Origin of the sequence: Pseudomaricurvus sp. HS19 (assembly GCF_009857815.1) — a bacterium.
In the GTDB taxonomy this organism is placed as follows: domain Bacteria; phylum Pseudomonadota; class Gammaproteobacteria; order Pseudomonadales; family Cellvibrionaceae; genus Pseudomaricurvus.
The window spans coordinates 584,530-609,300 of record NZ_WVVW01000001.1 but is presented as its reverse complement, the minus strand read 5'-3'; the positions used below and the strand labels follow the sequence as shown (position 1 = coordinate 609,300).

Sequence of the window (24,771 nt, the reverse complement as noted above, 5' to 3'; positions counted from 1 at the left end):
CTTACAGGACGCTATCGCTACAGGTCTGCCTGTAGCGATAGCGTCCTGTAACAACGTGTCCTGTAGCGTCAGCGTCCTGAACACTAGTTTAAAAGACGGCGCTTGATAATTTCCCACAAGCCCCCAAATTTCAGTAGAATGCCCGTTTTACATTGACCACGCTGGATAGTTTCATGACCGATTACGCCGTAGATGATGTCAACATCGTCTCGCAGGAGATCCTGATCTCCCCCGAAAATCTGAAAAAAGAGCTGCCGCTGAGCGATATTGCACGCACCACCGTGACCGAAGGTCGCCAGGTCGTGCGCAATATTCTGGAGGGCAAGGATCACCGCCTGATGGTCGTCATCGGTCCCTGCTCCATTCACGACGTGAAGGCCGCCAAGGATTACGCGGCGCGCCTCAAGACGCTGTCAGATGAAGTTGCCGATACCCTGTTTATCGTGATGCGGGTCTATTTCGAGAAGCCCCGTACCACCGTGGGCTGGAAAGGCCTGATCAACGACCCGCACCTGGATGACTCCTTCAAGATTGAGGAAGGCCTGCACATTGGCCGCCAGCTGCTGCTGGATGTGGCCGAGCTGGGTCTGCCCACCGCCACCGAAGCGCTGGATCCGATCTCCCCACAGTACATCCAGGACCTGATCTCCTGGTCCGCCATTGGCGCCCGTACCACCGAGTCCCAGACTCACCGTGAAATGGCCAGTGGCCTCTCTTCCGCTGTGGGCTTCAAGAACGGTACCGACGGTGGCCTCACCGTAGCCATCAACGCACTGGAGTCAGTTGCCAACCCGCACCGTTTTCTCGGCATCAACAACGACGGCCAGGTGGCCATCACCCACACCAAAGGCAACCCATACGCCCACGTGGTGCTGCGCGGCGGTAACGGCAAGCCCAACTACGACTCCGTCAGCATCGCCCTGTGCGAACAGGAGCTGGAGAAGGCCGGTGTTTCCACCAACATCATGGTGGACTGCAGCCACGCCAACTCCAACAAGAACCACGAGCTGCAGCCGCTGGTAATGGACAACATCGCCAACCAGATCCTGGAAGGCAACAACTCCATTATGGGTATCATGGTGGAAAGTAACATCGGCCCCGGCAACCAGAAGATCTCCAGTAACCTGGATGACCTGCAGTACGGTGTGTCTGTTACCGACGCCTGTATCGACTGGACTACCACCGAACACAGCATCCGGGATATGGCGGACAAACTGCGCAGCGTGCTGCCTGCCCGCAATCGCTGATTGTCAGACCCCTCTGAAAAAGGCCGCATTTGCGGCCTTTTTTATTGTTGCTTCAACCATTCCCGCGCAGGATTACTCCCACCAGGGAAACAGCGCCGGCATATCGGACGGGGCTTTCTGCGTAAACTGCGGCTTGCGCTTCTCCATAAACGCCTGCACTCCTTCACGGCCATCTTTCTGGCTGATATCGAAGATCATCAGCGACTCCACCTTGTGCGCCTCCACCGGATGCGCCGCCGCAGAATTGCGATACATCATCTGCCGGGTCAGGGCCACGCCCACCGGCGAGGTATTGTCGGCAATCTTGCGGGCCAGTGCGTAAGCCGCAGGCAAAAGCTCATCCGGTTCATACACCGCCGTCACCAGACCACCCTCCTTTACGGTTTGCGCATCAAGGATCTCGCCACTGTAAGTCCACTCCAGCGCCTTGCTCATTCCCACCAACCGCGGCAGGAACCAGGTGGAACAGGCCTCCGGCGTGATGCCAATCTTGCTGAAGACAAACCCCATGCGACCTTTGCTGGAGATCAGGCGGATATCCATGGCCAGGGTCATGGTGGCGCCAATACCGACTGCCACACCGTTGATGGCGGCAATCACCGGCTTGTTGCAGTCATACAGCGCCAGGGTGACCCGGCCCCCGGTATCACGCACACCGTCAACGATCTCCGGCGCCTCAAATCGCTCCTCCAGGTCCTGCCAGCCCGGGTTCTGGCTCTCATCCAGGCCGAAAACATTACCGTCGACGCTCAGGTCCATACCGGCACAGTAGGCTTTGCCGGCGCCGGTAAAGACAATCACGCTCACGGCGTCATCGTTGCTGGCGCAGTTGATGGCATCCACCAGTTCGTTGCACATCTCCACGGTAAAGGCGTTCATGGCCTCGGGACGATTGAGGGTGATGGTGAGAACACGGTCTTCAACCGCATAGCCAATGGTGTTGTAGCTCATTGCAGCCTCATTGTTATTGTCGGGTCGGCAGACGGCACTGCAGCAGGAACAACAGCGACGCCCGGGTGCTGGCGGCCGGATTTGCAGAGGGGAGAAACAAAAAGGGCCGCTTAGTTGCGGCCCATGCTATCAGTAGAAAGCTTGCGAGGTATCGGTGTGATCGGTCATGTCGCGGACACCGCGCAACCCCGGAATCTTCTCCTTGAGGGTTTTCTCTACCCCCTCTTTGAGGGTGATATCCACGGCACTGCAGCCCTGACAGCCACCGCCAAACTGCAGTACTGCGTAGTGATCCTCGGTGTACTCTACCAGAGTGACGTTACCGCCATGGGAGGCGAGACCGGGGTTGATGTCGTTATAGAGCACGTAGTTGATACGATCCTCTACCGGACTGTCGTCGGTCACCTTGGGCATCTTGGAGTTGGGGGCGCGAATGGTGAGCTGGCCACCCATGCGGTCTGCGGAGTAGTCCACCTTGGCCTCCTCCAGGAACGGCAGGCTGCGGCCCTCAAAGAAAGCACTGATTTTGTCCAGGTCGACCCGCACATCCTCCTCCTGCTCTTCGCCGGGACGGCAGTAGGCAATGCAGGTCTCAGCCTGTGGCGTACCAGGATTGGCCACAAACATACGGATCGCGATTCCGTCGCAGTTTTGCTTGGCCAGCAGTTCCGCCAGATATTCCTGGGCCGAGTCGGTAATCGTTACATTGACCATTTAAGTGACAACCATGCAAGTCGAAAGATGGGCGCCATTCTACGGTTTCAGCGGTTAATAAAAAACCCGCAAGTTTTTGTGGATTATAAAATCAACCACTTAAGTCAATCTTTTAACCTGTGCTATCAGCCTTTACGCGCAAGTTCAGTGCCTCAACCTTTGGTTTGGGAGGCCATTAACTGCTAGAATGCCCATCTACATCAAAATATTTTGATATAGATTACCAAAGATCGTTGGGGCTGGCTGCCGATCAGGTTACAATCGCGCCCCTTTCCGGGGATTACCCCCGACTACAATACGTTTAACCACACTCACTTCGACAAAATAGGCTACACAAATGTCCACTTCCGCTGAGAGAAGAGAAGCTCTGCTAGAGGCCCTGAAAAACCGCATTCTGATCCTGGATGGCGGCATGGGCACCCTGATCCAGAGCCACAAGCTGCAGGAAGCGGATTATCGCGGTGAGCGTTTTGCCGACTATCACATGGATATCGCCGGCAATAACGACCTGCTCTCCATTACGCAACCGCACATTATCCGGGACATTCACACCGAATACCTGGAAGCCGGCGCCGACATTGTCGAGACCAACAGCTTTAACGCCACCCGTATCTCCATGGCGGACTACGAGATGGAGTCCCTGGCCTACGAGATCAACGTGGCTGCGGCCCGCGTCGCCCGCGAAGCCGCCGACGCCATAACCGCCGAGACCCCGGATCGCCCGCGCTTTGTGGCCGGGGTATTGGGCCCGACCTCCCGCACCTGCTCCATCTCCCCGGACGTTAACGATCCCGGTGCCCGCAACGTCACCTTCGACCAGCTGGTGGAGAACTACCTGGAATCCGTCGACGGCCTGGTAAAAGGCGGTGCCGACCTGATCCTGATTGAAACCATCTTCGACACCCTCAACGCCAAGGCGGCGGTGTTTGCGGTGCAGGCTTACTTTGATCGCGAAGGTATTGAGCTGCCCATCATGATTTCGGGCACCATTACCGATGCATCCGGCCGTACCCTCTCCGGCCAGACCACCGAGGCCTTCTACAACTCCCTGGCCCACGCCCGCCCTCTCTCCATCGGCCTCAACTGTGCGTTGGGTGCCCAGGAGCTGCGCCAGTATGTGAAGGAGCTGTCCCGGGTGGCCGAGTGCCACGTCTCCGCACACCCCAACGCTGGCCTGCCCAACGAGTTTGGCGAATACGACCAGACGCCGGCAGAGATGGCGGTGATTGTGGAGGAGTTTGCGGCCAGCGGCTTCGTTAACATTATCGGCGGCTGCTGCGGCACCACCCCGGATCACATTCGCGCCGTCGCCGAAGCCGTCAGCAAGCACGCGCCCCGCCCATTGCCGGAGATTGAGCCGGCCTGCCGACTCTCCGGGCTGGAGCCTTTCAATATCACCTCTGAAAGCCTGTTTGTGAACGTCGGCGAACGCTGTAACGTCACCGGCTCTGCCCGTTTCAAGCGTCTGATCGTCGAGGGTGACTATGACACCGCTCTGGAAGTGGCCCTGGAGCAGGTAGAGAACGGCGCCCAGATTATCGACATCAACATGGATGAAGGCATGCTGGACGCGGAAGCGGCCATGGTGCGTTTCCTCAACCTGATCGCCTCCGAGCCGGATATCGCCAAGGTGCCGATCATGGTGGACTCCTCCAAATGGGAGGTAATTGAAGCCGGACTCAAGTGCATCCAGGGCAAGCCGGTGGTGAACTCCATCAGCCTTAAAGAAGGTGAAGAGGAGTTTATCGCCAAGGCCAAACTGTGCCAGCGCTACGGCGCGGCTGTGGTGATCATGGCCTTTGACGAGACCGGCCAGGCAGACACCCTGCAGCGCAAGACCGAAATCTGTGAGCGCTCCTACCGGGTACTGGTGGACAAGGTGGGCTTTAACCCCGCCGACATCATTTTTGACCCAAATATCTTTGCGGTCGCCACCGGTATCGACGAGCACAACAACTACGCGGTGGACTTTATTGAGGCGGCGCGCTGGATCAAGGCCAACCTGCCCCACGCCGGCATTTCCGGCGGGGTCTCCAATGTCTCCTTCTCCTTCCGCGGCAACAACCCGGTGCGCGAGGCGATCCACTCTGTATTCCTCTATCACGCCATCCAGGCGGGCCTCAACATGGGTATCGTCAACGCCGGTCAGCTGGCGGTTTACGACGACCTGCCGGCCGAGCTTCGCGACAGGGTGGAGGATGTGATCCTCAACCGCACACCGGAAGGCACCGAAGCCCTGCTGGCCATCGCCGACAAATACCGCGGCGACGGCTCCACCGGCGAGAAGAAAGAGGACCTGGAGTGGCGTAGCTGGGAAGTGAAACAGCGCCTGCAGCACGCCCTGGTGAAGGGCATCTCCGCCTACATCGAAGAAGACACCGAAGCCGCGCGCCAGGCCGCAAAGCGCCCACTGGACGTGATCGAAGGTCCGCTGATGGACGGCATGAATGTGGTCGGCGACCTGTTTGGCGCCGGCAAGATGTTCCTGCCCCAGGTGGTGAAATCCGCTCGTGTCATGAAGCAGGCGGTGGCCTACCTGCAGCCCTACATTGAAGCCGAGAAAGAGGAAGGCGCCAAGGCCAACGGCAAGATCCTGATGGCCACCGTAAAAGGTGACGTACACGATATCGGCAAGAACATTGTCGGCGTGGTACTGCAGTGCAACAACTTCGAGGTTATCGACCTGGGCGTCATGGTGCCCTGCGAAACCATCCTCAAGACCGCTGTCGAGCAGGATTGCGACATTATCGGCCTCTCCGGCCTGATCACACCGTCGCTGGACGAGATGGTCACGGTAGCGAAGGAGATGGAGCGTCAGGGCATCAACAAACCGCTTCTGATCGGCGGTGCCACCACCTCCAAGGCCCACACCGCGGTGAAGATCGACCCACAGCTCTCTATCAACCAGGTTGCCTATGTGGCAGACGCCTCCCGCGCCGTGGGCGTGGCCGCTGCGTTTCTGTCTGACGAGCAACGTCCGGCCTTCGTAGAGAAGCTGAAGGAAGAGTACGAAGTGGTACGGGAGCGCAACGCCGGCCGCAAGGCCCGCGGCACTGAACGCACCTACGCCGAAGCCATCGAGCACGGCCTGAAACTGGACTGGGATAACTACACCCCCCCGGCCCCCAGCTTCACCGGCACAAAAGTGTTTGATGACTACCCGCTGGAAGCGCTGGTGGATACCATCGACTGGACACCGTTCTTTATTTCCTGGGACCTGGTGGGCAAGTACCCGAAGATCCTGGAAGACGAAGTGGTGGGCGAAGCGGCCCGCAACCTGTTTGCCGATGCCCAGGCCATGCTCAAGCGCATTATTGACGAGAAGCTGCTCAAGGCCAGCGCCGTGGTGGGTTTCTGGCCTGCCAACCAGGTGAACCACGACGATATCGCCCTCTATGACGATGAGAGCCGCACAACCCCGGTAGCATTGCAGCACCATATCCGCCAACAGGTACAGAAGCCAGGCAACACCAAACCCAATATGTCACTGGCGGACTTTGTGGCACCAAGGGATAGTGGCAAGGCGGACTATGTGGGCGGCTTTGTCGTGACCGCCGGTATCGGCGCCGAAGAACTGGCCAAGTCGTTCGAGGCACAGCACGACGACTACAGCTCCATCATGGTGAAAGCCCTGGCGGATCGTCTCGCCGAAGCCTTCGCCGAGCATATGCACCTGCGGGTGCGCAAGGAGTTCTGGGGCTATGCCACTGACGAGCAACTGGACAACGACGCCCTGATTCGGGAGAAGTACCAGGGCATCCGTCCTGCCCCTGGCTACCCCGCCTGCCCGGATCACACCGAGAAAGGCACCCTCTTCCAGGTACTGGATGCCACCGCAGCCACTGGCGTGTCCCTCACCGAGCACTACGCCATGCTGCCCGCGGCTGCCGTCTCCGGCTGGTATTTCTCCCACCCGCAGGCGCAGTACTTTGCCACCGGTAAAATCCAGAAGGACCAGGTAGAGTCGCTGGCGGAGCGCAAGGGAATGACTATGCCGGAGCTGGAGCGTTGGCTGCAGCCGGTTCTGGGCTACGACAACTGAGACTGGCCCCGGGCCCAGGCGGCCCGGGGCACCCCCCAAAAACCAATCATCGCCTGAATTACCCGATAACGAAGCAAGCGACACCTCTCTGTCACAAAGCGCCGGTAAAGTACCCCGGTCATCCGATATGAGGTACCCGCGATGCTCCGTAAAACCCCCGCCCTGCTTGGCCTGCTCACCGCACTGGCCACTGTCACCGCTTTCGCGGCAGACACCAATAGCGACAAACAAAATACGGTCGACCCCGAGGTCGAGCTGGCACTGACCATCGTCAACGATTACCGCACTTTGCGTAACAGCTGCTCGGATCTTGACGGGCAGGCACGTATGGACTGCTTTTATCGCCTGCGCATTGGCTTGTGGGATTACAAGGCCGCCCGCGAGATTCTGACTGCCCACGGCATTCGGGTGGAGTCCGGTGAAATGGTGGCACAGAGCAACTGACCGTCGCGCCGCGCCGCCCTGCCCGAACCAGCCATTCTCTGCAGCCCTTTTCCCACCGCAGCGCCAAAACACTGCAAGAGGGATTCGGGGCCGTCAGAGATGGCGCCACAGCTGCTGCGAATCGATCTCCGCTGCTCGCAGCAGCTTCTGGATATTGGACTTCAACACCCGGTGTTCGGTGGGATGCAGCTGGGACAGAAAGGTCTGTTGATGCTTCTCCGCCGCATCGTCCATATGATCCAGCATCAGCTTGCCCGGATCGGTAATCATCACCTTTACCGAACGCCGGTCCAACTGATCGTGCTCCCGTTTTACCAGCCCCTTTTTCTCCAGCCTGTCCAACAAACGAGTGACCGCTGAGCGGTCCACCCCGATCTGTTCCGCAATCTGGGCGGGCGTATTGGAGCTGGAGTGATGCAAAACATTCATCACCATCCACTGTGGCCAGGTAATGTCGAGCGCCTCCAGGTCATGATTGAACTGCTCCTGCATGGCACTGGCCAAACGACAAATCCAGAAGGTAAAACTGTTGTGTAATTGAAAGCTCAATCCGGCGCCCTCCCTGAAAAGATGGAGCCACTATATCATGAGCAATTATTGCCCAGTCAACACTGAGCCATGCAGCCCCTGTAAAAACAGGGAGTTCTGGAGAGACCCGATCAATGAAGGTTAAATCCGGGTGAACCGACTAATAAGGGTTAGCGAACTACCGCTGAGACCGGCAAGCCGCACCCGGCAGGTCAGCAAAAGCTGCCAGTTGGACTGAATGAGGGGGAAACAAAAGAGAAACGGCAGCAGTACTGGGACCACTACCGACTGACTTTCCCTTGAGTTTGTTAACGCCGGATTACTGGCTGCTGATCCAGAAAATACAGGTGGCAACAAAAACGCCTATCAGCACAACGGCGGCCAGGGCATCGGCCGCGCTATCTCCGGTTTCCTGCAGTTCGATCTGATTGTCCATTATTCTTATTCTCCGCTAGACATGAATGGGTGAAGCCAATACTGCATAGCCGATCCGATTATAGACATAGGAAAAAACAATATAGCAACTGCGGAAACGCCGTTATTCGCAAATTGTCTTAAATGTTATTGGCAATCAACGACTTGCAAATAAATGGTAACAAAATCTGTTACTAACCGTTGCAACCGGGCTTCTCGCGCCCGCGAACCAATTGGTGTATTCTTCGCGCCTTTGCAGGAGGGCCAAGTCCCTGAAATCTATAGAGATCTCAGGCACAAAAGGCCTCATTTAACCCTGATAACAGTAGGTGTATCTCTCATATGTACCAATATGACGAGTATGATCACAGAATCATACGTGACCGGGTAGCCCAGTTCCGCGGCCAGACCGAGCGTTACCTGGCCGGCGAGCTGAAAGACGAAGAGTTCCTGCCGCTGCGACTCCAGAACGGTCTCTATATCCAGCGCCTGGCGCCCATGCTGCGTATCAACGTGCCCTACGGCATGCTGAGCAGTACCCAGCTGCGCAAGCTAGCCCACATCGCCCGCACCTACGATAAAGGCTACTGCCACATTACCACCCGCCAGAACGTGCAGTTCAACTGGCCGGAGCTGGAGGAAGTGCCGGAGATCCTGGCAGAGCTGGCAGAAGTCGAAATGCATGGCATCCAGTCCAGTGGCAGCTGTATCCGTAACGTGACCTCGGACCAGTTTGCCGGCATCGCCTCCGACGAGGTGGTGGATCCGCGTCCTTACTGCGAGATCATCCGTCAGTGGTCCACGTTCCATCCGGAGTTCGCCTTCCTGCCGCGCAAATTCAAGATTGCCGTCACCGGTTCGGACAACGACCGTGCGGCCGTGCAGGTACATGACATTGGCCTGCAGGTGGTTCGCAGCGACGCTGGCGACACCGGTTTCCGTGTCTTCGTTGGTGGCGGCCTCGGTCGCACCCCGGTTATTGGCTCACTGATCCGTGACTTCCTGCCGGAAGCCCACCTGCTGTCGTACCTGGAAGCGATCCTGCGTGTTTACAACCAGCTGGGTCGTCGCGACAACAAGTACAAGGCCCGCATCAAGATTCTGGTGAAAGCACTGGGTGCAGAAGCCTTCGGCGCCAAGGTTGAGGCAGAGTTTGCCCACCTGCAGGATGGTCCCATCACCCTCACCGGCGAAGAGATCGGCCGTGCGCAGCGCTTCTTCCCCACCCTGCCCTACCAGAGCCTGGATAACGCCGCCGATGCCCTGCTGCAACAACAGGCTGCAGAGGCCCCGGCGTTTGGCAAATGGCTGACCCGCAATGTGGGCGAACACCGCCAGCCCGGCTATGCCACGGTTACCCTGTCCCTGAAGCCCACCGGCGTTGCCCCCGGCGACCTCACCGACGGACAGCTGGAAGCCATTGCTGACCTGGCGGACCAATACAGCTTCGGCGAGGTGCGTACCACCCATGAGCAGAACATCGTGCTGGGTGAAGTGGAAAAATCAAAACTGTTCGATGTCTGGCAAGCCGCCAGGGCACAGGGCTTTGCCACGCCGAATATCGGTACCCTCAACGACATGATCTGCTGCCCCGGTGGCGATTTCTGCTCCCTGGCCAACGCCAAGTCGATTCCCATTGCCGAGTCCATCCAGCGCCAGTTTGATGACCTGGATTACCTCTACGACCTGGGCGACCTGGACCTCAACATCTCCGGCTGCATGAACGCCTGTGGTCACCACCATGTGGGCCACATCGGCATTCTCGGTGTGGACAAGAAAGGCGAAGAGTTCTACCAGATCCAGCTCGGTGGCAACGCCGGCACTGACGTCAGCCTCGGCAGCGTACTGGGCCCGGCTTTCGGCGCCGAAGAGATTCCGTCCGTGATCCAGAAGCTGGTTGATATCTACGTCGACAAGCGTGTTGAAGGCGAGCGTTTCATTGATACCTACCGCCGTGTCGGCGTCGATCCGTTTAAGGAGAAGGTGTATGCCAAAGCTGATTAAGGACAAGGCCATCGCTGACAACAGCTGGCTGCTGATGGAAGCCACCGACGCACCGGAAACGGTGGAAGTACCTGCTGACGCCGTTATTGTCCCCCTGAACGTATGGCTGGCCCGCAAGCAGGAGCTGGCCGGTCGCATCGCCACCCTGGGTGTATGGCTGAACAGCGATCAGTTTGCCGACCAGCTGGGCGAGGAAGCCCAACAGCTGCCACTGGTAGCCGTTAACTTCCCCGGCTTTATGGATGGCCGTGGCTTCAGCACCGCCCGCCTGTTGCGCGAACGCTACGGTTTTACCGGTGAACTGCGTGCGGTAGGCTCCATCATCCGCGACCAGCTGTTCTTCCTGCAGCGCTGTGGTTTTAACAGCTTCGACCTGCCCGAAGGCGCTGACCTGGAGGCCGCCCTGAACTCCTTCAGCGACTTCAGCGAGACCTACCAGGCCGCAGTGGACCAACCTCTGCCGCTGTTCCGCCGCCGCGCCTGATCCGGCGCTGCACACAAAAAAGCCCGCTAACGCGGGCTTTTTTGTGTCTGCCTGCCGACGCGGCATCTCGCAAATTGCGGGCAATTGCGGTACAAATCCACTATAGATCCCCGCCCTTACGTTGCAGCAGAGCCTTATGCACGATTCCCTGTTCCAGTCCTTCTTCCTGATCTTCAGTGGTGCCGCCGTTATCGCATCGCTGGCGCTCTACACCCGCCAGCCACTGCTGGTGGCCTACATCGCACTGGGCGCGGCGCTGGGCCCTTACGGACTGCAACTGGTGGACGATATTGCCCTCGTCACCGATATCGCCCACATCGGCATTATTTTCCTGCTGTTCCTGCTGGGCCTGGACATGCAACCCAGGTCCCTGCTCTCTACCCTCAGCCAAACCACCAGTACCGGCCTGATCAGTTCCGCGGTGTTCGCGGTAGTGGGTTATGTGACCGGCTACCTGTTCGGCTTTACCCATATGGAGAGCCTGGTCATCGGCATGGCCATGATGTTCTCCAGCACCATCATCGGCATCAAGCTGCTGCCCACAACGGTTCTGCACCACAAGCATACCGGCGAGCTGATGGTGGGCTTGCTGCTGCTGCAGGACTTTCTCGCCATCCTCTGCCTGATGATTCTCTACAGTGGCGACGTGGGCCAGGTGGACCTGACACAACTTGGCGCAACCCTGCTGGCCCTGCCCTTGCTGATATTGTTCGCCTACTGTTTCGTCCGCTTCGTACTGCTGAAACTGATCCACCGCTTTGATCGCTTTCACGAGTATATTTTCCTGGTTGCAATCGGCTGGTGCCTTGGCTGTGCGGAACTGGCCCATTTCCTCGGCCTGTCGGCCGAGATCGGAGCCTTTATCGCCGGTATCACCCTGGCCACCAGCCCCATCTCCCAGTACATCGCCATCAGCCTCAAACCCTTGCGGGATTTCTTCCTGATCCTGTTCTTCTTTTCACTGGGCGCCAGATTCAATCTCGGCCTGCTGGGTGATGTGTGGTTGGCCAGCCTGGTACTGGCCGCATTGATCCTGCTGGTCAAACCGGTGACCTTCCGCTTCCTGCTGCACCGCCAAAGTGAGAACAACGGACTGGCATGGGATATCGGCTTTCGACTGGGGCAAATCAGTGAGTTTTCGCTGCTGATCGCGTTTGTAGCTGCCAATGCGGCACTGATCGGGGAGCGCGCTTCGGTGCTGATTCAGGCAACCGCTATCATTACCTTCCTGATCTCCAGCTACATCGTCATCTTCAACTACCCGAACCCGATTGCTGTCAGCGATCGCCTGCGGCGGGATTGATTCCCGACGACAAGCATCGCTGTTTCAGGCTGCCATGCATGCCCCGTTTTGCAGTCGCCCCCGCACAGCCGGGGGGCTACCGAATTGCATGATCGCTGGATTCCCGCCTGTGCGGGAATGACATTAAGCAGAGCGGATCAGGGTGTTTCGTCGAGAATGCAAAACGAGAGGAAGGTGGTGAACAGTGTCACGATGGTGGCAAAGTGCAGGCTCGGAAATGCCAGCACGGTAAGCATCATTGAAAACCAGAGGCTGCGAACAACCCTCTGCTTCTGACGGTACTTCTTGGTGAAACGCCGCCTGTGGAAGTGGTACTTGTCAGGATCGGTTGCCAGCAGGTACACCGGCTCCCAGGTAAACTGCTGATACAGCCCCCAATAAAACGCCACGAACTCCTTTATCATAGCTACCACCCCTGCTGCTGCCGTCGAAGTTTGAAGGTGCACGTCTGTCAGTATAGACGCTCAGCAAGGGTGGCGCGGACGATTTTTAACCAATGGCGCCGAACCAGATCCGACACCCAAAGTTATCAGGGGCTTACGCGGCGTTTTACTTCCCGCATGGTGACAAACTCTTCGGCAGCGGTTGGGTGAATACCAATCGTTGCATCAAAATCACTCTTGGTTGCGCCAAGTTTGAGCGCAACCGCCAGCCCCTGCACAATTTCACCGGCATCCTGCCCAACCATGTGGCAGCCGAGCACTTTATCCGTTGCGTCGTCCACCACCAGCTTCATGAAGGTGCGCTCCTGCAGGCCACTGAGGGTGTGCTTCATGTGTTTGAAGTCAGAGGTATAGATGCGCAGTGAATGCCCCCGTTGCAACGCCTGCTCTTCTGTCAGCCCCACCGTGCCGATATTGGGCTGACAGAAAACCGCCGTGGCAATGTTGCTGTAATCAACCTTTACCTGCTCGTTGTTGAACAGGTTTTTCGCCAGTGCCATCCCTTCCGCCAACGCCACTGGTGTCAGCTCCAGCCCGCCAATCACGTCACCTACGGCGTAGATACCGGGCTCTGCAGTCTGGTAATCATCATTGACCGCAATAAATCCGGCCTCATCCAGAGTGACACCGGTATTTTCCAACCCCAGGCCGGCAATCTTCGGGGCTCGACCAATAGCCGCCATCACGCAATCCACTTCCCGCTCACTGCCATCAGTCATGGATACCCGCAGGCGACCGTTGGCCAGCTTCTCCACGGCGGTGATATTGAGATCAAAACTGAGCCGAACGCCCTTCTGGGCCAGCTCTTTGGCAGTAAATTCGCGGACATCCTGATCGAAACCACGCAGGAACATGGGGCCGCGGTAAATCAGTTCTGTCTCCGCCCCCAGGCCGTGGAAAATACCGGCAAACTCAACGGCGATATAGCCGCCTCCCAGTACCAGTACCTGTTTGGGAAACGTCTCCAGGTAGAAGGCTTCGTTGGAACTGATCATATGCTCGGCGCCGGGAATCTCCGGCATGCGTGGCCAACCACCGGTGGCAATGAGGATACGCTCAGCGCTGTAGCTCTTGCCATTGACCTGCAAGCTGTGGGGCCCGGTAATGGTGGCGCGCCCCTCAATAACTTCTACGCCGGCATTGTTGAGGAGGTTACGGTAGATACCATTGAGGCGCTGGATCTCTTTGGTTTTGTTGTCCCGCAGCGTCGGCCAGTCAAACGCGGCAGCATTCACCTGCCAACCATAACCGGCGGCGGCTTCCAGCTCTTCAGAGACATGGGAACCGTACACAAACAGTTTTTTCGGTACGCAACCAACATTGACACACGTGCCGCCCATAAACGTATCTTCAGCCACTGCCACCCGGGCACCGAACTGCGACGCCATACGGCTGGCGCGTACACCACCCGAACCGGCACCGATAACAAACAAATCGTAATCGTAGTCAGCCACACCTACCCCCTGTCGTTTCCGAATGCGTGTCGATTTTACGGTTCAAGGCCGGTACCTGCCTGCAGGTCCGGCTGTAACTTGCTGCGCAACGAGACCACTTCACCGATGATGATCAGCGTGGGCGCACGTAATGCCGCCGCCGCCACCTTCTGCGGCAGCGTCTGCAGGGTGCCGGTGACCACCCGCTGCTCGGGCAAAGTGCCCTTCTCAACTACGGCCGCTGGTGTTGTGCCGGCACGGCCATGGCGCATCAGCGCTTCACAGATGGCTTCGAGCCCCGTCAGCCCCATATAAAATACCAGCGTCTGGTTGGTCGCAGCCAATTCGGGCCAGGGCAGATTGATCTGATCATTCTGCAGGTGACCGGTAACAAAGCGTACCGATTGCGAGTGATCCCGGTGGGTCAGGGGAATGCCGGCGTAGCTGGAACAGCCTGAGGCGGCCGTAATCCCCGGCACCACCTGAAACGGTACGCCGGCATCCGCCAGCAGCTCCAGCTCTTCGCCTCCGCGGCCAAAGATAAAGGGGTCGCCGCCCTTCAGGCGCAACACGTTGTGTCCCGCCAGCGCCAGATCCACCAACCGCTGGTTGATCTCCGGCTGCGGCAAGGCGTGATTGGATTGCTGTTTGCCAACATAGATGCGCTGACACTGAGGCGTCAACAACTCCATAACGGCTGGTGACACCAGCCGATCGTAGAGCACTACTTCGGCCTGCTGGATCAGCCTCAGGGCCCGGAGGGTCAGCAACTCCGGGTCACCGGGGCCGGCCCCCACCAGATATACCTCTCCCACCGAGCGGCTTTCCGGCGCCAGGTCCAGTGCCCGCTGTAATACCTCGTCCGCCTTGTCCGGGTCGTTCTGCAGCACCAGCTGCCCGGCGACGCCAGACAACAGCCGATCCCAGAAACCCTGCCGTGTCCTGTCTTCCGGTACCGCATTGGCAATACGTTGCCGCCAGCGCTCGGACCAGCTCGCCAGTGCACCCAGGCGTTGCGGCAGGAAGGCTTCCAGCTGCCTCTTGAGATAGCGGGTCAGCGCTGGTGAAGCTCCGCCTGTGTGCAGGGCCACCACCAGTGGGTCGCGCTCGATAATTGCCGGCAAGCTGACATCACCGTCTGCGGCATTGCTGGCCTGGTTACAGAGAATGCCCAGCTGTTCACAGCGCTCCGCAATCACGGCGTTGAGCTCACGATCACTGGTAGCAGCTACCACCAGAAACGCACTGCCGGTGAACAGTGTGCTTGCATCAAACGTCCCCTGGCTCAATTGCAGGGTCTGGCCACCAAGTTCCCGAAAGCCGGGATCAAATTGCTCTGCGACCACCTCTACCGAGGCTCCCGCCCGCAGTAATCCGCGCGCCTTGCGCAACGCGATGCGGCCACCGCCAAAGATCAGACAGTGGCGACCACACAGGCGCACAAACAGCGGAAAATACTCCATGACGGATCCGTGCTCAATTAGGGATAGGAGAAGAGGCTCTGGCGTTCAGTATACAACAGAGCCTGGGGACTGCCCGCCCCGGAGGACGGGCTCTGAATAATCAGACAGCGTGTTGCGATGGCTTAACCAATGACTTCCTGGCCGCCCATATAAGGACGCAGGACTTCCGGTACCACAATGGTTCCATCCGCCTGCTGGTAGTTTTCCAGCACCGCAATCAGGGTACGCCCTACCGCCAGGCCCGACCCGTTCAGGGTGTGCAGCAGTTCAGGCTTGCCGGTTTCGGGATTTTTGAAACGGGCTTTCATGCGACGCGCCTGGAAGTCGCGGAAGTTACTGCAGGAAGAGATTTCGCGGTACTTCTCCTGGGACGGCAGCCACACCTCGATATCGTAGGTTTTGGCAGCAGAGAAACCGAGATCACCGCCACAGAGAATGACAGTGCGGTACGGCAGCCCCAGCGCCTGCAGGATCGCTTCGGCGTGACCGGTCAGCTGCTCCAGCGCTGCTTCGGATTCCTCCGGCCGTACAAACTGCACCAGTTCTACCTTTTCAAATTGGTGCTGGCGAATCATGCCACGGGTATCACGGCCGTAACTGCCCGCCTCGGAACGGAAGCACGGTGTATGACAGACGTACTTCAGAGGCAAGGTATCCGCATCGCGGACAATTTCATTGCGCAGGATATTAGTGACCGGCACTTCCGCCGTCGGGATAAGATAGAAGTTGCGCTCGTCGTCGAGGCGGAACAGGTCCTCCTCAAACTTGGGCAGCTGACCGGTACCATAGAGGGATTCACGGTTAACCACGTAAGGGACGTAGATTTCGTTGTAGCCATGCTCGTTGCCATGGGTATTGAGCATGAACTGGATCAATGCCCGGTGCATACGGGCAATGGCACCCTGCATCACCGCGAAGCGGGAACCGGTCAGTTTGGCAGCGGTATCAAAGTCGAGCCCCTGCAGTTGCGCGCCCAGGTCAACATGGTCCTTGACTTCAAAATCGAAGGTTTTGGGGGTACCCCAGCGACGAACCTCAACATTGTCATCTTCGCTGGCACCTTCGGGAACCTCGTCCACCGGCACGTTCGGGATAACGCTTAACTGATCGTCCAGACGCTGCTGGATATCACCCAGCTGCTGTTCCGCCTCTGCCAGTTGCTGCTTGAGGTTATCGACCTCCTGCAACAGCGGCGCAATATCCTCGCCCGCTGCTTTTGCCTTGCCGATGGATTTTGAGCGGGTGTTGCGCTCCTGTTGCAGGTTTTCGGTCTTTACCTGAATGGCCTTGCGCTCTTCATCAAGCCCGATCAACAGTTCAATATCCAGATCAAACCCTTTTTTTGCCAGTGCGGCTTTTACAGCCTGGGGATTTTCACGGACAGTTTTAAAATCCAACATAAGTCAGCAACCAATCAAATTAATTTCGTTGTTAAGTAGAGGCCGGCGGCCGCCGCCATCAGGCAGCCCGCCACATTAGCCACGACATAAGTGAGAGCGATAGCACTATGGCCGTTCTGCCACAGGGTAACGGCGTCCAGCGCGAAAGTGGAAAACGTAGTGAAGGCGCCGAGAAAGCCTGCCATCAACACATTGCGCCACTCCGGAGCCAACACACCTTTCTCAATGATCAGCACGTAGCAGACGCCGATCAGCAGCGAGCCCAGCAGGTTAACGCACAGCGTTCCCATCGGGAAACGGTTTGCCATGACCGGAAACAGGTGCGCGGTGACCGAGTAACGGCCCATGGCGCCCAGGGCACCACCAATAGCCACTGACAGCCAGATCATCTGTTGCTCTCCTGCAGGTTCACTCTTGTCTCCGCTTCAATATCTGAGGACAGATCAACTCTCGCTGACGTCGCTGTCGCCATAACGCTGCCAGGCACTCTGCTCATCCAGCTGGCGCAGATAGCGCAATTTTTCACCGATTTTCTGCTCCAGGCCACGCTCTACCGGATGATAGTAGTCGCGCTGGCCCAGCGCTTCAGGGAAATAGTTCTCCCCGGCCGCATAGGCACCCGGCTCATCGTGGGCGTAACGGTACTCCCGCCCATAGGACATGGATTTCATCAGTGAGGTTGGCGCGTTGCGCAGATGCAACGGCACCTCGTGGCTGGGCTGGGATTTTACCTCTGCCATAGCAGTGTTAAAAGCCTTGTACACCGCGTTACTCTTGGGAGCCGCCGCCAGATAGACCAGCGCCTGGGCAATCGCCAGCTCGCCTTCGGGACTCCCGAGCCGTTCCTGCACCTCCCAGGCGTTCAGGCAGATCTGCAGCGCCCGGGGGTCGGCGTTGCCAATATCCTCACTGGCCATACGCACCACGCGACGGGCGATATAGAGAGGGTCACAACCGCCATCCAGCATACGGGCAAACCAGTAGAGCGCGCCATCGGCGCTCGAGCCCCTGACCGACTTGTGCAGCGCTGATATCTGCTCGTAAAACACATCCCCACCACGGTCGAAACGACGCACCTCATTGGAGAGGATCTCCCGCACGATGGACTCGGTGACCAGCTTGCCATCACTGGTGGGCTCGGCCAGATCGGCAGCAATCTCCAGCAGGTTGAGCAGTTTGCGACCATCGCCATCGGCGGCGTGGGCCAGGGTCTCCAGCAGTTCGTCATCCACCTGCAACTTCTCGCTGCCCAGGCCATGCTCCGTATCCTGCAGGGCCCGGTGAGCCATCGCCAGCAGGTGCCTGTGCTCCAGCGGTCGCAACACATACACCCGGGCCCGCGAGAGCAGCGCATTATTGAGCGAAAAGGAAGGATTCTCGGTAGTGGCACCGATAAAGATCACGGTACCGTCCTCCACGTAAGGGAGGAATGCGTCCTGCTGCGCCTTGTTAAAGCGATGCACCTCATCCACAAACAGGATGGTCTGCTGCCCACTCTGCTGCTGCAGTTGCTGGGCAACAGCCACCGCGGCGCGGATATCCTTTACCCCGGCCAATACCGCAGAAAGCGTCTCGAAGTGGGCATCACTGAGTTCGGCGAGCATACGGGCCATGGAGGTCTTGCCCACACCGGGCGGCCCCCACAGCACCATGGAGTGCAGCTGCTGACGCTCAATCGCTTCGCGCAGCGGCTTGCCTTCGGCAAACAGGTGCTCCTGACCGATGTAATCCTGGGGACGCCGGGGGCGCAGGCGCGCCGCCAGTGGCTGGTAAACCTCTTTACTGAACAGGTCACTCATTGATCAGAATGTCACTTCCCGGTGGCGGCTCGAAGGTGAAATATTCTTGCGGCTGCGACTCCGAGGCCTGCACGCCACTGAAGACAAAGCGAGTGGTCTGGCCCAGGGAATCCAGCAACTCCATGGACGCCAGCATCTGCTTGCGGAAAGTGAGGCGCAACTCGGTAAACGCCTGGTCGTCAATAGGCCGCAACAGGTAACTGCCCTTACTGCCGGACACGGTGTAATGACGGCGAATGGTGGCCAGATCGCCGGACAAGATCACTGCCGGGCTGCTGGAAATCTGCTGATCCAACCTCGAGATCGTCACCTGCTCAAGATCGGGATCGTACAACCAGACAGTGGCACCATCGGTCACCAGCAGTTGCGGGAAAGGCTCAGTGGTCTCCCAGCGCAGCATCTGTGGCCGCTGCATCACAAAGGTACCTGACGACTCCTGCAGCAGACTGCCGTCGTTACCGTACTGCTGCTGGGTGAAACTGCCGCTTAAGCTCGCCACACTGGAGAGCTCGTTTACCAGCGACTCGGCACTGTCGGCCCGCGCCAGCCCTGCGCCGAAAAGCAGATTCAGAAGCAGTACAACACCAATAACCCGGCTGTGTTTCAGCAACATAAAAGATCCTTTTGTAACCTGAAAACCCTGGAACGGTGGCGCCAGGCAATCGTCAATGCTTCGGTGGCGCTGGCGCCAGCACCTCACGATTACCATTGGCCCCCATCTCGGAAACCACACCAGACGCTTCCATGGTTTCGATCAGTCGGGCGGCGCGGTTGTATCCAACCCGCAACTTACGCTGTACGGAAGAGATAGAAGCCTTGCGACTCTCGGTCACAAAAGCCACTGCTTCATCGTACAACGGATCCGACTCATCGCTGCCCTCTTCGCCACCTTCGGTGGCCAGTCCGGGCACCGGGATGCTGTTGGCGCTGTCATCTACGACACCGTCCAGATAATCCGGTTCACCGCGCTTCTTCCAGTCGCTGACCACCTTGTGCACTTCGTGATCGTCCACAAAAGCGCCGTGTACCCGCTGCGGCAAACTGGTGCCCGGCGGCAGGTAAAGCATGTCACCGTGCCCCAGCAATTGCTCCGCCCCGCCCTGGTCGAGAATGGTACGGGAGTCGATCTTGGAGGAGACCTGGAACGCGATACGGGTAGGTACGTTAGCCTTGATCAGACCGGTGATCACATCCACCGAAGGACGCTGGGTGGCGAGGATCAGGTGAATACCGGCGGCACGGGCTTTCTGTGCAATACGGGCAATCAGCTGCTCTACTTTCTTGCCGACGATCATCATCATATCGGCGAATTCATCGATCACCACGACAATGGCAGGCAAGGTATCCAGGTTCGGCGGCGTAGCCACCTCTTCACCTGCCTGATAATGCTCTTCCGGGTTCCAGAACGGATCCGGGATGGGCTCGCCGCGACGGTTGGCCTCTTCCACCTTGCGGTTATAACCAGCCAGGTTACGCACGCCCATCGCCGCCATCAGCTTATAGCGACGCTCCATCTCGCCCACGCTCCAGCGCAGGCCGTTGGCAGCATCGTTCATATCCGTAATCACCGGTGTCAGCAGGTGTGGAATGCCTTCGTATACGGACAATTCCAGCATCTTCGGGTCCACCAGAATCAGGCGTACATCCTTGGGTGAGGATTTGTACAGCAAGCTCAGCAGCATCACGTTCACACCCACGGACTTACCGGAGCCGGTGGTACCCGCTACCAGCAGGTGTGGCATCTTGGCGAGGTCAGCCACCACCGGCTCACCTTCAATATCGTGCCCGAGCGCCATGGTCAACGGGGACTTGGAATTGTCATACACATCCGAAGCCAGCACCTCACGCAAGCGCACCATTTCGCGGTGCTCATTGGGAATCTCGATACCCACCACGGATTTGCCCGGGATCACCTCCACCACACGCACACTAATCACTGCGAGCGAGCGGGCGAGATCCTTGGCCAGGTTGGTGATGCGACTGGCTTTTACGCCAGCGGCAGGCTGCAACTCGAAACGGGTTACCACCGGCCCGGGCAGCACGGACACCACCTCGGCATCGACGTTAAAGTCTTTCAGCTTTAACTCCAGCAGGCGTGACATTGCCTCCAGCGACTCCTTGGAGTAGCCCTTGCTGTTGGATTTATCCACCGGGTCGAGCAAGGTCAGTGGCGGCAGATCTCCCACCACCGGGGCATCGTCGAACAGCGTCGCCTGCTTCTCTTTTTCCAGTCGGGGACTGGGCTTGGCCTTTTTCACCGGCTCGGTGATAGTGGGCGGCGTGCGCTCCTTCTGCTTCGCGGTCTCTTTTTCGATCACCACGCGGCGCGCTTGCTGCGCCTTTTCCGCAACGCTTTTCTCGTGGCGCTGCTGCTGGTAATTACGCCAGGAGGTCACTGCCTTGTCGATCAGGTTTAAGGTCAGCGCACCAATGCCATCCATCAGGGCCAACCAGGAGAGATCGGTAAAAACCGTCATGCCAAACAGAAACACCGCTGCCAGCAGCAGCGTACCGCCCACATAGCTGAAGGCAGACTCCACACCTGTGGCCACGCTGGAGCCCAGAACACCACCGTTGGAGAACGGCAGGTCACCGGACTCCATACCAAAATAGAGGCTGGTCATGGCGGTGGCTGAGAGCATCACCAGCACAAAGCCAACCACCCGCAGCCCGAAAACCACACCGTCGAACTCCTTGCTGGAGTCCCGCTGGCGGAACAACTGCCACGCGCGATAGGCAATCAACAGCGGAAAGAGATAGGCCATGTAGCCAAACAGAGAGAAGAATACGTCAGCCAACCAGGCGCCAAACACTCCGCCGGCGTTGCGCACAGAAGTCCCGCTGCCGGTGCTGGACCAGCCCGGATCCGAAGGCACATAGGAGGCCAGGGCCATAACCAGGAATGCACACAGCGCCACTAACCCTATCAGCGCCCCTTCCGTGAGTATCTTCAGCGACATGTGACTTCTGGGTGCCATGGACGAAGCTTCTGCGGTTGACTGTTTGGACTTCAAATCTTCACCTGATCTGCTGGTCTTGCGTAGTGGCCGCAGGAGGTCCGGCGGGGGGTAACCCGGCCTGCGGTTGTGCGCGTCGTTATAATGGCAGGCATTCTACCATTTTTGCCGTTAATGTCTGTGAAACAACCGCAAACTGCGTGGATCACCTGCGATAGCAAGCGCCAATGACGCTGATTGCACAGCAACGCTGGAGCCGGCTCCGGCTTTTGCCCTATCATTAGGCATCGATTTTTTCAGACTGCCAGATAGGATTTTGCACATGAGCGAGCCCCAGCACCACAAGCTGATTATCCTGGGTTCCGGCCCTGCCGGTTACACCGCCGCTATCTATGCCGCACGGGCGAACCTTACCCCGGTTGTGATCACCGGCATGCAGCAAGGTGGTCAGCTTACCACCACCACCGAAGTTGAAAACTGGCCAGGCGGTGTCGCCGACCTGCAGGGCCCGGATCTGATGATGCAGATGCAGAGTCACGCCGAGCGCTTCGACACCCAGATCATTTTCGACCACATTCACGAAACCGATCTGAACCAGCGTCCATTTGTGCTTAAGGGCTCCAACACCTACACCTGTGACGCGCTGATTATTGCTACCGGCGCCTCCGCCCAGTACCTGGGCCTGCCCTCTGAAGAGGCCTTCATGGGCAAGGGCGTCAGCGCCTGTGCTACCTGTGACGGCTTCTTCTACCGCAACAAAAAGGTCGCTGTGATTGGCGGCGGCAACACCGCCGTGGAGGAGGCGCTCTACCTCGCCAACATCGCTTCCGAAGTCACCCTGGTACACCGCCGTGACCAGCTGCGCTCGGAGAAGATCCTGCAGGACAAGATTCTGGCCAGAGCCGAGAGTGGCAACGTCAACATCGTCTGGAACCACACTCTCGACGAGGTACTCGGTGATGACAGCGGTGTGACCGGCCTGCGCCTGCGCAGCACCCAGGATGACAGCACCAGCGAGATTGACGTTGCCGGCGTCTTTATCGCCATTGGCCACAAGCCCAACACCGACATTTTTGCCGGCCAGCTGGACATGAAAGACGGCTACATCACCATCAAGAGCGGTCTCAATGGTGAAGCCACCAGCACCAGTGTGCCCGGTGTATTCGCCGCCGGTGACGTAGCAGATCATGTCTATCGCCAGGCCATCACTTCCGCCGGCGCCGGCTGTATGGCAGCACTGGATGCAGAAAAATACCTGGACGACCTCTGATCAACACACTGCCCTTGCAGTCCCCTGAGAGGCGACATCAGCGATGACCATGCTGCCCTGGATGGATCCGGGTGCGGAGAACTTCCCCCCCAGCAGCAGGGCTCTGGATGAGCCCAATGGTCTCATAGCCGCCGGCGGCGACCTGTCCGTCCGGCAGCTGCTGGCCGCCTACCGCAGGGGAATCTTCCCCTGGTACAGCGAAGGGCAACCCATTCTCTGGTGGACCCCCTCCCCTCGCCTGGTGCTGTTTCCCGAGCAGCTGCACATCAGCCGTAGCCTGGCCAAGGTATTGCGGCAAAAAACCTTTCGCGTTACCTGCGATACGGCTTTCGAGACAGTCATGGGTCTCTGCGCGGAACCCCGCCCCGGCCAGGATGGCACCTGGATAAGCGAGGAGATGATAGCGGCTTACAGCCGGCTGCACGCCGCAGGCCACGCCCATTCGGTGGAAGTGTGGCTGGACGGCGAGCTGGCAGGCGGCCTTTACGGGGTGGCCATCGGGTCGGTTTTCTATGGCGAGTCCATGTTCAGCCGTGCGAGCAACGCCTCCAAGGTGGCCTTTGTGCACCTGATCTCAGCCCTGGGGCGTACAGGCTTTCACATGATCGACTGCCAGGTATACACTCAACATCTGGCCAGCCTTGGCGCTGTCGAAATCCCTAGGACGGAATTCGAGCGCAGGCTGCCATCACCAGCTGCCGAGCCATTACCCTGGCCGGCCACCCTGATCAGTCAAACACCGTTTGAGGCAAGTATTCGGGACTGAACATGACTGACCTCACCAACATCAAGCTGTACGCCACGCAGCCCCACGCCTGCAGTTACCTGCCCGGGGAGGAAGCGACGAGTATTTTCGTCGATCCCAACCAGACCATTACCCCGGAGCTCTACAGTGCACTGTCGGAGCGTGGCTTTCGTCGCAGCGGCAAACATATCTACAGCCCCCACTGCCACACCTGCAGCGCCTGCATCCCGGCGCGCATCCCGGTACAGGTATTCCGGCAAAACCGCCGTCAGCGCAAGTGCTGGAACCGCAATCAGGACCTGACCGTTAGTATTGTCCGCAGCATCGACTCGCCTGAGCACTACCAGCTCTATGCCCGCTATATTGCAGCCCGGCACAGCGATGGCGATATGTTTCCCCCCAGTGAAGAGCAGTACAGCGGCTTCCTCACCAGCGAATGGGGGGTTACCGCATACCTGGAATTCCGCCACCAGCAGCGGCTGATTGCCGTCGCCGTCGCCGATCGCATGAACGACGGCTACTCGGCCGTTTACACCTTCTATGACCCCGATGAAGAGAAACGCAGTCTGGGGATGTTTGCCATCCTCTGGCAGATAGCCATGACCGCTGAAGAACACCTCAGCCACGTCTACCTGGGCTACTGGATCAAACAGTGCCAGAAAATGCGCTACAAATCGGAATATCGTCCCCTGGAGCTGCTGATTGATCACCGCTGGCTGCGCATGAATTAAGTTGCAGCTTGGCTCAGGGGCGCTTTTCAGGCACAATCACGCCCTGCTCGAAACCGGGCTCAGAGATTTAAACCAATCGAGGAAGTTGCCGAATGGCAAAAGAAGACAATTTTGAAATGGAAGGCGAGGTAATCGATACCCTTCCAAACACCACTTTCCGTGTGAAGCTGGAGAACGGCCACGTCGTCACCGCTCACATTTCAGGCAAAATGCGCAAAAACTACATCCGCATCCTGACCGGTGACAAAGTCAAAGTTGAACTGACCCCATACGACCTGACCAAAGGCCGTATCACCTACCGCGCCCGCTGATATTCCGGGGCTTGCCACACCGCCCCGCCTTCAGATTGCTACCGACTTAAACCAAACCGCCCCGCTGCTCTCGCAACGGGGCGGTTTG

The 24,771-nt window shown here is 58.4% G+C and carries 21 protein-coding genes; 10 read left to right on the top strand and 11 right to left on the bottom strand.

Going from position 1 to position 24,771, the window contains the following annotated elements:
• Positions 1–173: 173 nt before the first annotated feature.
• Positions 174–1,247, top strand: a complete 1,074-nt coding sequence (locus GSF27_RS02610; protein WP_160965427.1) for a 3-deoxy-7-phosphoheptulonate synthase — start codon at positions 174–176, stop codon at positions 1,245–1,247.
• Between the two features lie 72 nt (positions 1,248–1,319).
• On the opposite strand, the gene GSF27_RS02605 is transcribed toward GSF27_RS02610, so the two are convergent.
• Together GSF27_RS02605 and nfuA are read right to left on the bottom strand one after the other, a co-directional pair.
• Complete coding sequence (locus tag GSF27_RS02605; protein WP_160965425.1) at positions 1,320–2,198, bottom strand: crotonase/enoyl-CoA hydratase family protein; 879 nt, start codon at positions 2,196–2,198, stop codon at positions 1,320–1,322.
• Positions 2,199–2,327: 129 nt separating this feature from the next.
• Positions 2,328–2,912 carry a Fe-S biogenesis protein NfuA gene (nfuA, locus tag GSF27_RS02600; RefSeq protein ID WP_160965423.1) on the bottom strand — a complete coding sequence of 195 codons (585 nt, stop codon included), beginning with the start codon at positions 2,910–2,912 and terminating at the stop codon, positions 2,328–2,330.
• A gap of 337 nt (positions 2,913–3,249) precedes the next feature.
• Here nfuA and metH point away from each other — a divergent pair, with 337 nt between their 5' ends.
• Together metH and GSF27_RS02590 are read left to right on the top strand one after the other, a co-directional pair.
• Positions 3,250–6,954, top strand: coding sequence for a methionine synthase (gene metH / locus GSF27_RS02595; protein WP_160965421.1), 3,705 nt, complete (start codon positions 3,250–3,252; stop codon positions 6,952–6,954).
• Positions 6,955–7,095: 141 nt separating this feature from the next.
• The gene (locus tag GSF27_RS02590; RefSeq protein ID WP_160965419.1) at positions 7,096–7,398 is read left to right on the top strand and encodes a hypothetical protein; all 303 of its coding nucleotides are present in this window, start codon (positions 7,096–7,098) and stop codon (positions 7,396–7,398) included.
• A gap of 93 nt (positions 7,399–7,491) precedes the next feature.
• Here the strand turns inward: GSF27_RS02590 and GSF27_RS02585 are convergent, their stop codons facing one another.
• Positions 7,492–7,947: a MarR family winged helix-turn-helix transcriptional regulator gene (locus tag GSF27_RS02585; protein WP_160965417.1), complete on the bottom strand. Its 456-nt coding sequence runs from the start codon at positions 7,945–7,947 to the stop codon at positions 7,492–7,494.
• 735 nt (positions 7,948–8,682) lie between these two features.
• On the opposite strand from GSF27_RS02585, the gene GSF27_RS02580 reads away from it, so the two are divergent.
• From GSF27_RS02580 to GSF27_RS02570, 3 genes are all read left to right on the top strand, one after another.
• Complete coding sequence (locus GSF27_RS02580) at positions 8,683–10,344, top strand: nitrite/sulfite reductase (RefSeq protein WP_160965415.1); 1,662 nt, start codon at positions 8,683–8,685, stop codon at positions 10,342–10,344.
• Positions 10,328–10,828, top strand: coding sequence for a DUF934 domain-containing protein (locus GSF27_RS02575; RefSeq protein ID WP_160965413.1), 501 nt, complete (start codon positions 10,328–10,330; stop codon positions 10,826–10,828). The genes GSF27_RS02580 and GSF27_RS02575 overlap by 17 nt, the downstream gene beginning before the upstream one ends.
• A gap of 136 nt (positions 10,829–10,964) precedes the next feature.
• Entirely contained in the window at positions 10,965–12,131 is a 1,167-nt protein-coding gene (locus tag GSF27_RS02570; protein ID WP_160965411.1) for a cation:proton antiporter, read from the top strand.
• A gap of 137 nt (positions 12,132–12,268) precedes the next feature.
• On the opposite strand, the gene GSF27_RS02565 is transcribed toward GSF27_RS02570, so the two are convergent.
• The 8 genes from GSF27_RS02565 to GSF27_RS02530 form a co-directional block, all read right to left on the bottom strand.
• Complete coding sequence (locus tag GSF27_RS02565; RefSeq protein WP_160965409.1) at positions 12,269–12,535, bottom strand: hypothetical protein; 267 nt, start codon at positions 12,533–12,535, stop codon at positions 12,269–12,271.
• 125 nt (positions 12,536–12,660) lie between these two features.
• Complete coding sequence (gene gorA, locus GSF27_RS02560; protein ID WP_160965407.1) at positions 12,661–14,028, bottom strand: glutathione-disulfide reductase; 1,368 nt, start codon at positions 14,026–14,028, stop codon at positions 12,661–12,663.
• Between the two features lie 35 nt (positions 14,029–14,063).
• Entirely contained in the window at positions 14,064–15,470 is a 1,407-nt protein-coding gene (gene cysG, locus GSF27_RS02555) for a siroheme synthase CysG (protein WP_160965405.1), read from the bottom strand.
• Positions 15,471–15,592: 122 nt separating this feature from the next.
• Positions 15,593–16,870: a serine--tRNA ligase gene (gene serS, locus GSF27_RS02550; protein ID WP_160965403.1), complete on the bottom strand. Its 1,278-nt coding sequence runs from the start codon at positions 16,868–16,870 to the stop codon at positions 15,593–15,595.
• 14 nt (positions 16,871–16,884) lie between these two features.
• On the bottom strand, positions 16,885–17,259 hold the full coding sequence (crcB, locus tag GSF27_RS02545; RefSeq protein WP_160965401.1) for a fluoride efflux transporter CrcB: 375 nt from the start codon (positions 17,257–17,259) through the stop codon (positions 16,885–16,887).
• Positions 17,260–17,313: 54 nt separating this feature from the next.
• Positions 17,314–18,669 (bottom strand): replication-associated recombination protein A, encoded by a 1,356-nt coding sequence (locus tag GSF27_RS02540; RefSeq protein WP_160965399.1) that lies wholly within the window; start codon positions 18,667–18,669, stop codon positions 17,314–17,316.
• The gene (gene lolA, locus GSF27_RS02535) at positions 18,662–19,282 is read right to left on the bottom strand and encodes an outer membrane lipoprotein chaperone LolA (RefSeq protein WP_160965397.1); all 621 of its coding nucleotides are present in this window, start codon (positions 19,280–19,282) and stop codon (positions 18,662–18,664) included. Before lolA ends, GSF27_RS02540 begins: the two co-directional genes overlap by 8 nt.
• A gap of 52 nt (positions 19,283–19,334) precedes the next feature.
• Positions 19,335–21,647 carry a DNA translocase FtsK gene (locus tag GSF27_RS02530; RefSeq protein WP_160965395.1) on the bottom strand — a complete coding sequence of 771 codons (2,313 nt, stop codon included), beginning with the start codon at positions 21,645–21,647 and terminating at the stop codon, positions 19,335–19,337.
• Positions 21,648–21,948: 301 nt separating this feature from the next.
• On the opposite strand from GSF27_RS02530, the gene trxB reads away from it, so the two are divergent.
• The 4 genes from trxB (at position 21,949) to infA (ending at position 24,683) form a co-directional block, all read left to right on the top strand.
• Entirely contained in the window at positions 21,949–22,896 is a 948-nt protein-coding gene (gene trxB / locus GSF27_RS02525; protein ID WP_160965385.1) for a thioredoxin-disulfide reductase, read from the top strand.
• A 43-nt stretch (positions 22,897–22,939) separates the two neighbouring features.
• Positions 22,940–23,662, top strand: a complete 723-nt coding sequence (aat, locus tag GSF27_RS02520) for a leucyl/phenylalanyl-tRNA--protein transferase (RefSeq protein WP_202410240.1) — start codon at positions 22,940–22,942, stop codon at positions 23,660–23,662.
• A gap of 2 nt (positions 23,663–23,664) precedes the next feature.
• Positions 23,665–24,372 carry an arginyltransferase gene (locus tag GSF27_RS02515; RefSeq protein WP_160965383.1) on the top strand — a complete coding sequence of 236 codons (708 nt, stop codon included), beginning with the start codon at positions 23,665–23,667 and terminating at the stop codon, positions 24,370–24,372.
• A gap of 92 nt (positions 24,373–24,464) precedes the next feature.
• Complete coding sequence (gene infA / locus GSF27_RS02510; RefSeq protein WP_160965381.1) at positions 24,465–24,683, top strand: translation initiation factor IF-1; 219 nt, start codon at positions 24,465–24,467, stop codon at positions 24,681–24,683.
• Positions 24,684–24,771 lie beyond the last annotated feature (88 nt).